Consider the following 14386-nt stretch of genomic DNA (forward strand, 5'->3'; position numbering starts at 1 on the left):
TAATTTAGAAAAAATCAGCTATGATGGATTTAACAACTCAGGTTCCTAGAGAACTTTTCGAAAGTATTTTTATGAATACTTCCATCGGATTTGCGTGGATTAATGTTGATGATTTTAGAATTAGAACTTTTAATCCTGCGCTAAGCAGTTTTTTAAATCTTAATGAAACGGATATTGGAAGGCAGGCGGACGTGGTTTTTCCAAAAGAAATTTTTGCGGCAAATCATGACGCTATTTCACAGGTGATAACGTCTGGTGACAAGTACACTCATGTTATACATTTAGTTGAGGAGAACACGGAAGACCGCTTTTTTGTGTTAGAAATTTCTAGGCTAGATTTTGAAGATAAGTATGCATTAATGCTCAGTCTACGACAAATTGGAGAGCGATTGTATTTTGAAAAAAAACTAGCAGAATATAAAAATAAATATGGTGAGCAAGTTGCGGGAACTTTGCATTCTAAAGCTATTCTGAAAGGCGAAAATGCGAAAATTGTTATCGCTAACGAAAGGATGATTTTGGCACTTGGTAAAGGTCATAATGTGTTGGGAACGTCCATGTTTAAGCTTTTTCCCGAAATAAAAAATCAAAAAATTATTGAGCTTTACAATCGATGTTTAGAAGAAAAAGTCAAAATTTTTGAAAAATCGCTTCCTGTTGAAATTAATTTTAAAACGGGACCGAAAACCTTTTTTCTGAAAGTTGCTTTAAAACCGATTTTTAATGAATCAGGCGAGTTTCAGGCTGTTCTGTTATCATTGTTAAATATTACTGATCTAGAGATTGCAAAACAAAAAGTATACGATCGAGAAGCTTTGTTAAAACAATTTATCGAGAATGTGCCTGTAGCAATTAATGTTGTAGAAGGTGAAGATTTCGTGTATAGAATTTCCAATAAAGCATCTGAAAAAGTTTGGGGTTTCAAAATCGAATTGGGAACACGAGTTAAAGATACAGTCCCAGGAATTGAAGACCGTCCTATCTACGAAGATCTTCAGAAAGTCTTTAGGGAAGGTATTTTATTGGAGAAAAAAGAGCATGAATATACCGACGCCAATGGTGAACTTCAATATATTAATTATATTTTTCAGCCTATTCGAGATTCTGAAGGTGTTGTTAAATATGTGATGACTTTGGGTTATGATGTTTCGGAAGATTTAAAACATAAAAGACAGCTTCGCGAAAACGAAGAAAAATTCAAAATGCTCGCAGAGTCTATGCCACAATTGGTTTGGACAACTGACAAGGATGGACATGCTACCTATTTTAATAGCAATTGGTATGAGTTCACCAGTATTAAAAAAGGCGAAAATCCGTGGGGACAGATAACTTGTCTTTTGGGTATTTCTCAAAGCGAAGCAGATCATATCCAAAAAGAGTGGGAAGCGTGCATCCAAAAAAAGCAAGTCTATGAGAAAGAAATGCTTTTTGATAATTATAAAAAAACGGGTAAAAAGCATTGGTTTTTGGTGCGTGCGATTCCTGTCTATAACGAAGAAAACGAAATCGATTTGTGGATTGGGACTTGTACAGATATTGACGACTTCAAGCAACTTCAGCAACAGAAAGATGATTTCTTGGGCATTGCCAGTCATGAGTTAAAAACGCCTTTGACAAGTCTTAAATTATATTCACAATATATTGAACGAAATCTTCGTAGCCAAGGCGATTTGGCGAATGCGAATGTTGCCCAAAAAATGGATGAACAGATTAACAAATTAACTGAACTTATTGGTGAATTGTTAGATGTTACTAAAATCCAAAATGGTCAAATCGAATTAAAAACCATGACGTTTAATTTTAATGATTTGATTAATGAAGTGGTAGAAGAACAACAGCTGGCAACCAAACATAAAATTACTGTTAATGCGGATTCCGTTGGAGAGCTGGAAGCGGATCGTCATCGATTGGCACAAGTGATGAGTAACCTTATCGGAAACGCCATAAAATACTCACCAGACGCAGACGAAATTGTTGTGACAGCGGAGCGTGTCGGCGACAAGCTGAGATTTTGTGTTCAAGATTACGGAATCGGAATTCCAGAGGAAAAAATCCAGCATGTTTTCAAACAATATTATCGCGTCAGCGGTAGTAAAGAGCATACTATTCCAGGTTTGGGACTTGGGCTTTATATTTCGTCGGAAATTATTAAAAGAAGTAAAGGTTCTATTTATGTCAATTCTGAAAGAGGAAAAGGGTCTAATTTTTGTTTTGAACTTCCCGTGAAAAACTAATTACAATCTTTACTCAAATGTCGGAAAAAAATAAAAAAATTATCATTGTTGATGACAATACTGCAATATTGGATTCGCTACAGATGATGTTGGATTTGGAAGGTTACAATGTTGAGCTGTTTGAAAAAGGCTCAGAAATGTACCAACAACTCGACAAAGATAATCTCCCAAATCTAATACTAATGGATATGTGGTTGGCTGGTGAAGATGGTCGTGATATTTGTCGTTTAATTCGCGGAAATACAGATCTTGATGGTCTTCCCGTTATTATTATGTCTGCGAGTCGTGGACTTGCCAAGTCTGCAATTGATAGTGGAGCAGACGAATTTGTTGCCAAGCCTTTTGACCTTTTTGAGGTTTTAGAAAAAATAAAAAAGTACTGCAATTAATAAAAAAAGACTGCCTACATAGACAGTCTTTTTGGTTTAATCTTTTATAAATTTTTCAATCTTTTCGCCGCCATTTATTTTTAAGTAATAAACACCTTTTTCGAGTTTTGAAACATTTATTTTTGATGCATTTTCTGTTTTTATTAAACGTCCAAGATTGTCAAAAATCTGTACTGATTCTATTTTAGAATTGGACTGAATTTCGATAACATCTTTGGCAGGATTTGGATAAATCGTCATTTTTTTCTGCTCCAGATTATTAACGCTTAAAAGTTGATTAATTGCAGAACCAAAATTCAAAATTCCATAACCTTGTTGGTCGGTTGGCGCATTCGCTCGAGAGGCAGTTGCTCTCAATTTGGACTTTACAACATCGAGGTTAATGTTTTTTGGAAGCGCTTGGAGTAGGGAAGCAACACCTCCCGCCGCTACTGGATTGGCTAAAGATGTTCCGTTTCCATAATTGACTCCATTTCCAAAGACTGTTGCTGTAGCCACGCCACGCGCATCAACATCGGGCTTTATAACGCCTACTGAATTTGGTCCGAAAGAAGAAAAGGAAGCACTTGTACCACTTTCGTCAACAGCACCAATGGAAAATACTTTTGCATTATCTGCTGGTGAAGTAATATAATGCCAAGCAGATGTGGCTTCGTTTCCTGCTGCAAAACTTACAAAAATTCCTTTCTCATAGGCAATTTGTGCTCCTCGTGCTATGAAGGTTGTGGTTCCATTCATATCAGCATAGGTGTAATCGTATCTGCTATCATCAAATTCAGAATAACCTAAAGATGTCGAAATAAGATCAACGCCTTTTCTATCGGCTTCTTCTGCAGCTTCGATCCAATAAAGTTGTTCTTCAGGGATTTCGACCTCTGCATTTTCTGAAGCGTATAAATAGAAATCCGCATCTGGAGCAGTACCAACGAATTGATCCTGAACAAAACCTGCAATGGCACCCAAACAAAACGCACCATGCGTATTGACATTGATGTTGTAGATATCATTACTTTTTGTAACAAAATTGTAACCGCCCTTTATGTGACCATTATCACGCATTCTTTTGTAGGCGCTACCTGTGTTAACCGTTGGGAATCCTGTGTCAATAACTGCAATAGTAATTCCTGCACCTGTGTAGCCTGCGACATGTAAAGGTCTTAGGTTAATCTGATCGATTTGAGCAGATCCTTCGCCATAGTTAAAGTTGGTTTTGTTGGCATCAATATTTTTCCATTTTTGTGGACGATCCGCTTCTGCTTTTTTGCCTCCGTTAGGATTTCTTACAAAAGACTCAACATGCGATACATAGCTCTGGCTTTGTAGGTTTTGTATTTGTGCTTTAGTCGCATTAACCGCGACACCATTTAACCATTTTGAGTAATCGGTAACCATGAATCCCAAATTTTTTACATTTTGGATGTAAGAAGCTTCGATTGGAGCATCTTGATCGTTTAGTGGAATCGATTTTTGAGTTCTTCGATCCAGAGATTTTTGCGATAATTCCGATAAAGGATTTGCAAAAAATGTCGCTTTGTTAGGTTTATCTTTAAAAAAGACAAAAACCAATTCCGTTTGTTGTGCTTGGCCAAAAAAGAGACCACCGAGCAGCAAGCTGGTAAAGATTTTTTTCATAGATTTATGACTGGTTATTTTTTGTAAGAACTAAATTAAGCTTAAATTTACAAAATCAAAGTTTCGTTATGAAAAAAATTCAAATGGTTGACCTTCAAAGTCAATACTATAAAATAAAAAATGAAGTAGACAATGCGGTTATCAATGTGATGAATTCCGCTGCTTTTATTAATGGTCCAGAGGTTAAATTTTTCCAGTCAGATTTAGAAAATTATCTAGATGTAAAGCATGTAATCCCTTGTGCAAATGGTACAGATGCTTTGCAGATTGCATTGATGGCATTAGATCTGAAAGAAGGTGATGAGGTTATCACAGCAGATTTTACTTTTGCAGCTACAGTTGAAGTGATTCATTTATTAAAATTAAAATCAGTTCTTGTAGATGTTGACTATGATACATTTACGATTGATCCAGAACAAATTAGAAAAGCAATTACGCCAAAAACTAAAGCGATTATTCCTGTGCATCTTTTTGGACAATGTGCAAATATGGAAGAAATCTTAAAGATTGCAAAAGAACATAACCTTTATGTAATCGAAGATAATGCGCAAGCAATTGGTGCAGATTATACGTTCTCAGATGGTACAGTTAAAAAATCTGGGACAATGGGAACAATTGGTACGACTTCATTTTTCCCATCTAAGAATTTAGGTTGTTATGGTGATGGTGGAGCGATTTTCACCAATGATGATGATTTGGCACACAGACTTCGCGGAATTGTTAACCACGGTATGTACGAAAGATATTATCATGATGAGGTTGGTGTTAACTCTAGATTGGACAGCATTCAAGCGGTTGTATTGAGACAAAAACTTCCATTGTTAAATAATTACAATGAGGCGCGTCAATGGGCTGCGGATTATTATAATGAAGCGTTCGCAAATCATCCACACATTTTAACGCCAAAAGTTGCAGATCACACAACGCATGTTTTCCACCAATATACTTTGAGAATTACAAACGGAAAACGCAATGAACTTCAAAAATTCTTAACAGAAAAGGAGATTCCTGCGATGATTTATTACCCAGTTGCACTTAGAAAGCAAAAAGCTTATTTCCAAGAAAGCAACGATGCCGATTTTGTGCATACGGACAAATTATTGGATCAAGTTATTTCTCTACCAATGCATACAGAATTAGACGAAGAGCAACTGAAGTATATTACTGATGCTGTTTTGGAGTTTATGAAGTAGATGAAAAAAGAAAGGGTCTTTAAAAAAAAGTGGATTTACATTGTTAGTTTAGTGTTTGCAATACTTTCGTTTGTAATGTATGTTGGGGGCTTGTTCGTTAGAATAAATGCTGGAAATTATAATTGGCTAGGATTGATGATTCTTACAATGCTCGCGGTTTTAGTTTTTTTTCAGAGTTACTTTCTTATAATAAAAAGTTTTAAAAGTATTTTATTGATTAATGTTCATCTTATTTTTTTATTCTGTTATACTTTATATGAATTAGCAAATGAATTGTTTCATTTTGGAATATATAATCAGTCTGTTAACGGGTTGCTTACGATGATTATAATTATTGCATTTTCTCTAATAATTGTTAACAAATATAAAGTACAAAATCCATTGAAATATGAAAATATTGAAGAAATTGGAGGGAATTAAAATTAAATAAAACACAAAAGAAAAATAATGGCAATACTCGTTACAGGAGGATTAGGTTATATTGGTTCGCATACGGTTGTAGAACTTCTTAACAATGGTTTTGAAGTTGTAATCGTAGATGATTTATCTAATTCGGAAAAATTTATTTTAAACAATATTGAAGAAGTTTCTGGTAAGAAACCGATTTTCTATCCATTTGATCTAAGACGAAAAGAATTATTATCGCAAGTTTTTGAAGCCCACAATATTGAAGGTTGCATCAACTTTGCTGCTTTTAAGGCTGTTGGTGAAAGCCAAGAAAAACCTTTGGAATATTATGAAAACAATTTGTTTTCGTTGATTAATGTTCTGCAAGAATTTAGAACCAGAAATGTTTCGAATTTTATTTTTAGTTCTTCTTGCACAGTTTATGGTCAGGCAGATCAAATGCCAATCGATGAAAATACACCTCTAAAAATGCCGGAAAGTGTTTATGGAAAAACCAAACAAATGGGCGAGGAAATCATTAAGGATTTTGCAATAGCGAATCATAAAAAAGTAACTTTACTAAGATATTTTAATCCAATTGGAGCACATCCGTCTGCAAAACTAGGAGAATTGCCAATCGGCGTTCCAAATAATTTGGTGCCTTATGTAATGCAAACGGCAGCCAAAATTCGTGAAAAGTTGAGCATCTGGGGTGACGATTATCCGACAGAAGACGGAACCGCTGTTCGCGACTATATTTATGTTGTTGATTTGGCAAAAGCACACGTTGCTGCGCTTAAGAAATTAATAAATTCCAAAGAAGAAACTTTAATTGATGTCTACAATTTAGGAACAGGAAAAGGATCTTCGGTTTTAGAAGTTGTTAAAGCTTTTGAAACAGCAAACGATGTTGATGTTCCTTATCAAATTTGTGATCGTCGTGCTGGTGATATTACAATTGCCTATGCGAACGCTGACAAGGCTGAAAAAGAACTAAATTGGAAAGCCAACACTTCACTCCAAGAAGCGCTGAGAACGACTTGGCAATGGCAAAAATATTTAGAGACAAAATAAAAAAAAGCGATTCCTAGGAATCGCTTTTTTATTGGGTTGAAATTTGATTTAGTTAAAACTAATTCTTAATGATTTTCTGATTGGATGTTTCGCCATTTTCAAAAAGAATATTCAAATTATAGACGCCTTTGCTAAGTTTTGAAATGTCAATTTTGCTTGATTTGTATTCATTTATTTTTTTACCATCAATACTGTATAATTCAATTTTTTGGATTTTATTACTCGATTGAATGTTAACTTCATTTTGACTAGGAATAGGATAAATACTCACTTTATTTTTAGAAGTTTCATTTGTGTCTAATGAAATAGCTTGGGAGAAAACGGGGCCAATCCAAAGACTTTCTTTGTTAATGTCGGTACATTTTGACTTAATGTAATTTTCATAAGACCAATACACTGTAAGATTATTTAACTTTAGATTGTTTTGGTCAGTGTCGACATAAGTTTCCAAACTTGTTGCATACCCACCTTTTCTACCATACAAAACTTGCGAAGCATTAGACTGCGGATTTGGAGTCCAGCTGAGATCATAACTTTGGTTAACTTGATTATTAAGATTAAAATTAGTAGGACCATCGCAGACAACTTCTCCACTAGAAGCATTTTGTATATACATTGAGATAGGGAAGTTGCCTTCGTTATTTGCAAAGACCGCATCAGGAACTTTTAGCTTTACTGTATGCTGCCCAGCAGCAAGATTTCCGAGTTTTACTTCTCTGTTTGGAATTGCATCACCAGGACACCAGTTACTGAAAGATAACCAATTGCGTAATGTTTTTTCGGTTGTGCCATAGATGCCATTACCTTGGGTATTGACAACACGGAAAGGTTCGCAAGATTTGCCACCAGGTTTATATTGCTGTACCAAGTTATCGTCTAGATAGACATAATGCTCTCGTCTGATATACTCTTCACCATTGGTGTTGGCGCCGTGATTAGATGATATTAAATGTAAGACAGCATTATTTACAGGTGCATTTAATGTAAAATTTACCGTTTTTGTTGTGGTGCCAGGTTCATCCGTCGCGTTATATTTGTTAAGATTGGATCGATAAAGTAACGGCAAAAAGAAATTAGATGTTGTTGGCGCTGGACCAGAAGAAACAAATCTTAAATTCCCTCGGAAAACATCCGTTCTATCCGCACAACCTGCAACCTGCGTATTGGCTGCTGCCGAGTAGCCATCTGCACGAAATTCAATCCAGATATCATAATTCTGAGTAATGGATGTGTCATGCAAAAGATTCGATAGATTGTCAATTTTGTATTGATAAGGAACCGAAGTTGGCGTTTTATTCTTGTTCATAAACGGTGTTATGAAGCGACCAAGTTCTATTCGTTTAACATCCGTTTGTTCCCAAGTGTAAGTCGTTAAACCTTTTGGAACTAAAGCCAAATTAATACCAGCGAGACGATCATAGTTATCACAAGCCGCGATTAAATCTACTTCGAGGGAAACATTGCTCCCAATGCTGGCAATTTCTTCGGGTGTTAATTTTCTGGAAATAATGTCGCGTTCATAAGCATGAAGTCGAATTGCACCAGCAGGAATTTGTGAGTAGGCTTCGGGTGGAAGACTTTGTCCCTCGCCCAAATAATGGTACATGCTGTAGAATGGAACATCGTTAAAAACCGTCACGTTTTGGGCATTCAACGACAATCCAAGACTTAGCATAGCAATACCAGTCAGTAGTTTTTTATTCATATTAGATTTGGTTGTAAAATTGAATCTAATATAAATAAAATCTAGCGATATTTAGATTTGTTTAAAGGAAATTACGTAATTAAGAAAGTTCTAAATGATTTCGATATTCGTCCCAAATGATTTTGAACCACTCCGTATAACGCTCTGGGAATTCTTCAATTTCTTGTTTTAGCTCGTCGATGGAAATGTATTTTATAGCCGCCACTTCTTCTGCATTCAGTGCAAATTCGCCATTGTATTCTCCTGTGAAAACATAGTCCAACTCGTGTTCCCAAAGACCTTGACCAACATCAGCTTTGTACAAGAAATGGAAACGCTCAGTTAAGTCCGACGAAATTCCTAATTCCTCTTGTAGACGACGTTTCGCAGCATCTAGGTAAGATTCGTTTTCGCGAGGATGGCTGCAGCACGCATTAGTCCATTGTAAAGGCGAATGGTATTTTCCAGCGGCACGTTGTTGCAAAAGCATTTCGCCTTTATCATTAAACAAAAACACCGAAAAAGCCCGATGTAGCAAAGCATTTTCATGCGCTTGCATCTTCTCCATCAATCCCAAAACCTCGTCCTGTGGATTTACTAAAACTACGCGTTCTTCCATAACACAAAGCTAGTCAAAATTTTCAAATTATTTATTAGGAGCTATTCCTGCTGTCCGCTGTATCTTGACGAGCTCGCTCGGACGGCTCCGCTGCGCTCCGCTGCGCTCCGCTGCGCTCCGCTGCGCTCCGCTGCGCTCCGCTGCGCTCCGCTGCCTCACTCGCCGCAAGGATGTCGCTTCCATCAGGGCTAGGCTATTCTAAGTCGTTGGAAATTTGTATTTTTTGGTTTACGATTTGTAATTTTTGAATTAGGATTTTTGAATTATGAGCTAATAGCTAACAGCCATGAGCAATCAGCATCTCGAGATATTTTTTTTGGTTTACGATTTTTGATTTATAAACAGCAATTCGCTCAGCGAGCAGAATCAAAATTTATAATAAAAAATCAGTGGGGAGACATAAGAAGTTTATCTGCATTTTCTAAATAATAGTTTTCAATTTTTAATTCTTGTGGGTCGATTATCAAAGCACCATTTTTTAATTTACTGTTGTAGAATAACGTGTCATTAGAAAGATGAAAATCATTGTCTTTTAAAAGCTGATAAAACTCCGAAAAACGTATTTTTTTTGAATTCCCATTTTTATCAGTTGCAGCATAACCAAGAATACAACTTTTGGAGGGATGATCAAATGCTATTCTCAAAATCGTGCTATCTTTTAATAAGAAATAATCCGTTTCGATGCTGTATTTTTTATTATAGTCAAGTTTATAGAATAGTTTGGTGTTTAGCTTTAGTTCTATAAAAAATTCTGAGTCTTTATTTTGCTTTCCAATTTGTGTAGAATCGAAGTCCAGAATCGGCAAGCCATATTTTTTGCGATATTTCACATTACTGACTTCGCTGAAAGGAATCGTATTTTTTTTAGTTGTGAGATAATTGTTAATTAATCGATAAGTCCAAAATATGACCAAAAGAACACTAATCGTCCTCACGACTATTCTCGATGTCAAAAATTTTTTCATTTTTGGAACAGCGTTTTTGAAATTACTTTTGTGTCAAGCTGTCTATAACAGAAATTAAATTTTCTTCACCAAAGCCGCCACATTTGTTATAGATAATTTTGCCACTTTTGTCGATGACTGTTTTGGAAGGATAACAAACGGCACCAAATAAAATTTGTCGATTCTTGTTAGAGCCTTGTGTATTATCAATTTGATCGAATGGAATTCCAGCGCTTTTCATTTTTTGATGAAGTGCGTTTTCATCACTATCGTGGTCCTCAACAATACCAATGAAGTTGGCTTTATCTTTTGTAGCTTCGTAGATGCGCGTTAGTTCGGCAGGCATATCGTATGTATCAGACTTTTGGAGGTAACTTTTGGGATAAGCAATAATCACCAAGGTTTTTCCGTGGAAGTCTTTTGTATTAAAAGTTTTGCCAGAAATTGTCTTTGCCGAAAAATCTTTTAGATTTTGCCCAAGCTCTAGTGTGACTAATTTTTTGCGATATTCAGCTAATTCTTTTGTACGATCGATATCGGGTTCTTCTTTTTTCTGACACGAAAAAACAAAAGGAAGGATAAGTGTGAGCAAAATAAGCTTTTTCATAATTGTATTTTATGTTTCTAAAATACAACTTTTCTAAAAACAAATACGACCAGAAAATTTATTTTCTGGTCGTATTCAATATTTTGAGTAATAATTTTTATATTTTTTTAGGTTGCAGCTTTCCATTCATTAGCAAAACTAATAAAATCGGCAACCGAAAGTTCTTCCGCTCTGATATCAAGGAAAGAATGTGTTTTCATACTTTCAGGAATGTTGAGAACTTTTAGAGCGTTGCTCAATTTTTTACGTCTTTGGTTAAAACCTGATTTTACAATTTTTTTGAAAAGCTCCTCGTTACCAGCCAAACCTTCTTTTGGATTTCGGAGCATTCGGATAACACCAGATTTTACTTTTGGTGGTGGATTGAAAACATTTTCGTGAACCGTGAAAAGATATTCAACATCGTAATAAGCTTGGATCATCACCGACAAAATTCCGTAATCTTTGGTGCGTGGTTTTGCCGCTGTACGTTCTGCAACTTCTTTTTGGAACATCCCAACCATCTCTGGTACCACTTCGTAATTATCAACAATCTTAAATAAAATCTGTGACGAAATATTGTACGGGAAATTTCCGATAACAGCCAGCTGTCCTTTAAAAACGGTTGGAATATCAATTTTCAGAAAGTCACCAACAAAATGTTGTTCTTGTAATTTGGGATAATGTATCTTAAGGTAATCGATAGATTCTGTATCGATTTCTGCAACAAAGGTTTCTGTTGTTTTGTCCAACAGAGACTTCGTTAGTACGCCCATGCCAGGACCAACTTCCAAAACTTGGTCATAGCCTTGGTAGGAAAGTCCATCGACAATGTTTCTTGCAATATTTTGGTCTGTTAGAAAATGTTGACCCAGATGTTTTTTGGCACGTACGTTCAAGTGATTATTTTTTGCAAATTTAGCCTTATTAAAGAGAAAATTACAATTTTTCGCCAAATTATCAAGATTTCCTTTGTTGATGGGGATTTAGGCTTATATTTGCGGCTTTTTAAACCTAAATTTATATGAAGAGAATTTTACTACTTTCCCTTTCTCTAGCGGGATTGGTGAGCAATGCGCAAATTTTGGAACAAGAAAACTTTAATGCTTTTGCATTGGGTAATTTGGGGGAGCAATTTGGCTTTGAAACAATGAATGGTACAGATGCCAACTATCAAATTGTAAATATTGATGCGGCGCATGGAAAATCATTGCAGATTGTTGGCGGAACTAAAAGCGAAAGCATGTACGCTTACAAACCAGATGGACTTTTCTCTTGGAGCTCGAGAGATACAAAAAACAATTTGTTAAAAGTTTCGTTTATGCTTTACACAGGTGCAGAAGCTGGTACTGGAACGGGAACTGTAAGATCAGTGGTTTTTGATGGAGAGTATTCTAGTGTTGCAGGTATTTTGTACGACTTCCAAACCAAAAACATTAGAGGTATTGCACGATTAAAGAAGAAAGCGGACAATACGGACGCTAATCTATTGTTTAACTTAGGAGCAGAAACTTATGAAAAAAATACATGGGTGCCCGTAAGTTATACATACAATTATTCTACAGGTGAGATTACTTGGACGTATCCAGGGGGAACGTATTTTGTGGATTCTACAAATCCTACTTATAATACAATTCCTAGTACAACACCAGGAGAAATGGATTTTGTAAGTATTAGTTCTGGATCTAATGCAATTGTCCATACTTTAGGTTTTGATGATTATAAAGCAGAAGCTGTTAGTGGAGGAAATCTAGGTGTAGCAACACCTGCTACTGTTGCAAGCAAGCTAAGAATATATCCAAATCCTGTACAAGATGTTCTTAAAATCCAAACAGATGAGAAAGTTGTATCTGTTGATATTTTTGATGCTTCTGGTAAGTTGAATCTTTCTGCTAAAACTGCTGAGGTTAACGTGAATCACTTATCTTCTGGAATCTATATGTTGAAAATTACAACTGATAAAGCTGTACACGTTGAGAAAATGATCAAAAAATAATAATTTTTTTGAACATTATTTAGACGGAATTAAGTCGGAAGCTTTGCTTCCGACCTTTTTGTTTTTGAATTTTTCTTTTGTGTAATTTTATTTCTTTCGAGGCGTTGTTTTGCAATAGGGATGGAAGCGGCATCCTTTGTGGTGGAGTGAGGCGGCGGAGCGTAGCGGAGCCGTCCGAACGTAACCGCAAAGATATAGCGAACAGCCCGACCGCAAAATTGGCGAGGCTAAGCTGCTGGTTTTTGCGGGATTGCCCAAATTATTCTGAAAAATGCGAATCCAGAATTGTGCTTTTTATGATTTTATTAACAATACTTTGCCCTATTTTGGAGGCTTAAGTGAATATTATTTTCTATTTTAGCAGAAAATTTTTATTAATGCCAAAGACTGTAGAGGATATTAACAAAAGTAGATTACGATCCAGTAACATTACCGTAGTTATAAGTATTGCTTTAGTTCTTTTTCTTGTGGGCTTATTCGGGTTGATCTTGATAAATGCTCAAAAATATTCGGATTATATTAAGGAACAATTGGTTGTGCAAGCCTATTTTGACGAACATCTAGATGTGAAAGATTCTGCCAAAATAGAAAAGGATAATCAGGTAAGTTACGAACTTATCAAGACGCTTCCTTTTGTGAAAAAGGCGACTTTCATCTCAAGAGAACAAGCTTCTGTGGAAGCTCGAAAAAGTATGGGTATTGACTCGGAAGCTTTATTTGATGCCGATATTTTTCCGCCATCTGTTGAGGTTTCGCTAAAACCAGAATATGTTGATCCTACAAAAATTCAGCAAGTTGTAACCGAACTTTCTAAAGTGCCTGGCATTAAGGAGGTGAAGAATGACGATACGTTGACCAAATACGTTTATAACAATCTTAATAGAATCTTGAAATGGATTTTTGGTTTCTCGATTTTGTTTTTGATTTTAGCTATAGTGTTGATTAACAACTCGATTCGACTGAAGATTTACTCTAAGCGGTTTATTATCAAGACGATGCAGTTGGTTGGTGCGAAGCGCCGTTTCATTTTGAAGCCTTTTGTTATCGAAGCAATTGTACTTGGTTTGATAGGTGCTTTAATTGGATTGGCTGCGCTGGGCGGACTTTGGTACTTCTTTACTAACGAGATTGGTACGCCATTCGTTAATGATCCTAATCAGTATTTATTATTAGTGATTGTAGTTTTTGCGGTAGGTGTTTTAATTACAGTTCTAAGTACTATATTTGCAACTTGGAGATTCTTAAGATCTCATGTTGATGACTTGTATTACTCATAAGATTATGGCAAAAAAGGATAAATATTCTGCAGACAAATTTGGAAGTCCCTCTACGACGCCAACGCCTGCTAAGGAGAATAATTTTTATTTTGGTAAAACCAACTTCAAATGGATGTTGATTGGTTTGGCTTGCATCGTTTTTGGATTTATCCTTATGATGGGTGGCGATGCCAACACAACGCCAGAAGGAAAGTTAGATCCTAACTATTGGAACGAGGATATCTTCTCGATTCGCCGTGTAAGAATTGCGCCTTTCCTTGTTATTGCAGGATTTGTGATTCAGGTTTATGCGATTTTGAAACGCGACAAAAAGTAATTAAAATTTAGAAAAAACAATATTAAAACTTTGGGAGAGTTCTGTTCTTTTTCAA

The 14386-nt window shown here is 35.8% G+C and carries 13 protein-coding genes; 7 read left to right on the plus strand and 6 right to left on the minus strand.

Annotated elements, in window-relative coordinates:
* Window positions 1-20: 20 nt before the first annotated feature.
* Both Q1V95_RS09300 and Q1V95_RS09305 read left to right on the plus strand, forming a co-directional pair.
* Window positions 21-2234, plus strand: coding sequence for an ATP-binding protein (locus Q1V95_RS09300; RefSeq protein WP_300673019.1), 2214 nt, complete (start codon window positions 21-23; stop codon window positions 2232-2234).
* Window positions 2235-2251: 17 nt separating this feature from the next.
* On the plus strand, window positions 2252-2623 hold the full coding sequence (locus tag Q1V95_RS09305; RefSeq protein ID WP_300673021.1) for a response regulator: 372 nt from the start codon (window positions 2252-2254) through the stop codon (window positions 2621-2623).
* Window positions 2624-2659: 36 nt separating this feature from the next.
* Here the strand turns inward: Q1V95_RS09305 and Q1V95_RS09310 are convergent, their stop codons facing one another.
* Window positions 2660-4255 (minus strand): S8/S53 family peptidase, encoded by a 1596-nt coding sequence (locus Q1V95_RS09310; protein WP_300673023.1) that lies wholly within the window; start codon window positions 4253-4255, stop codon window positions 2660-2662.
* A 68-nt stretch (window positions 4256-4323) separates the two neighbouring features.
* On the opposite strand from Q1V95_RS09310, the gene Q1V95_RS09315 reads away from it, so the two are divergent.
* Together Q1V95_RS09315 and galE are read left to right on the plus strand one after the other, a co-directional pair.
* Entirely contained in the window at window positions 4324-5448 is a 1125-nt protein-coding gene (locus Q1V95_RS09315; protein ID WP_300673025.1) for a DegT/DnrJ/EryC1/StrS family aminotransferase, read from the plus strand.
* Window positions 5449-5895: 447 nt separating this feature from the next.
* A complete protein-coding gene (gene galE, locus Q1V95_RS09320; RefSeq protein WP_300673027.1) occupies window positions 5896-6909 on the plus strand; it encodes a UDP-glucose 4-epimerase GalE in 1014 nt (337 codons plus the stop codon).
* 58 nt (window positions 6910-6967) lie between these two features.
* Here galE and Q1V95_RS09325 read toward each other — a convergent pair whose 3' ends face one another.
* The 5 genes from Q1V95_RS09325 to rsmA all read right to left on the minus strand — a co-directional run bounded on the left by Q1V95_RS09325 (window position 6968) and on the right by rsmA (window position 11641).
* Window positions 6968-8614 carry a peptide-N-glycosidase F-related protein gene (locus Q1V95_RS09325; protein ID WP_300673029.1) on the minus strand — a complete coding sequence of 549 codons (1647 nt, stop codon included), beginning with the start codon at window positions 8612-8614 and terminating at the stop codon, window positions 6968-6970.
* Between the two features lie 79 nt (window positions 8615-8693).
* A complete protein-coding gene (gene idi / locus Q1V95_RS09330; RefSeq protein ID WP_300673031.1) occupies window positions 8694-9212 on the minus strand; it encodes an isopentenyl-diphosphate Delta-isomerase in 519 nt (172 codons plus the stop codon).
* A 386-nt stretch (window positions 9213-9598) separates the two neighbouring features.
* Window positions 9599-10177 carry a hypothetical protein gene (locus Q1V95_RS09335; protein ID WP_300673033.1) on the minus strand — a complete coding sequence of 193 codons (579 nt, stop codon included), beginning with the start codon at window positions 10175-10177 and terminating at the stop codon, window positions 9599-9601.
* A gap of 22 nt (window positions 10178-10199) precedes the next feature.
* On the minus strand, window positions 10200-10763 hold the full coding sequence (locus tag Q1V95_RS09340; RefSeq protein WP_300673035.1) for a redoxin domain-containing protein: 564 nt from the start codon (window positions 10761-10763) through the stop codon (window positions 10200-10202).
* A 107-nt stretch (window positions 10764-10870) separates the two neighbouring features.
* Window positions 10871-11641 carry a 16S rRNA (adenine(1518)-N(6)/adenine(1519)-N(6))-dimethyltransferase RsmA gene (rsmA, locus tag Q1V95_RS09345; protein WP_300673037.1) on the minus strand — a complete coding sequence of 257 codons (771 nt, stop codon included), beginning with the start codon at window positions 11639-11641 and terminating at the stop codon, window positions 10871-10873.
* Window positions 11642-11766: 125 nt separating this feature from the next.
* On the opposite strand from rsmA, the gene Q1V95_RS09350 reads away from it, so the two are divergent.
* The 3 genes from Q1V95_RS09350 (at window position 11767) to Q1V95_RS09360 (ending at window position 14331) form a co-directional block, all read left to right on the plus strand.
* Window positions 11767-12738, plus strand: coding sequence for a T9SS type A sorting domain-containing protein (locus Q1V95_RS09350; protein ID WP_300673039.1), 972 nt, complete (start codon window positions 11767-11769; stop codon window positions 12736-12738).
* A gap of 377 nt (window positions 12739-13115) precedes the next feature.
* A complete protein-coding gene (locus Q1V95_RS09355; protein ID WP_300673043.1) occupies window positions 13116-14015 on the plus strand; it encodes an ABC transporter permease in 900 nt (299 codons plus the stop codon).
* 4 nt (window positions 14016-14019) lie between these two features.
* Window positions 14020-14331 carry a DUF3098 domain-containing protein gene (locus Q1V95_RS09360; protein ID WP_300673045.1) on the plus strand — a complete coding sequence of 104 codons (312 nt, stop codon included), beginning with the start codon at window positions 14020-14022 and terminating at the stop codon, window positions 14329-14331.
* Window positions 14332-14386 lie beyond the last annotated feature (55 nt).

The sequence above is a fragment of the Soonwooa sp. genome, assembly GCF_030151385.1.
In the GTDB taxonomy this organism is placed as follows: Bacteria; Bacteroidota; Bacteroidia; order Flavobacteriales; family Weeksellaceae; genus Soonwooa.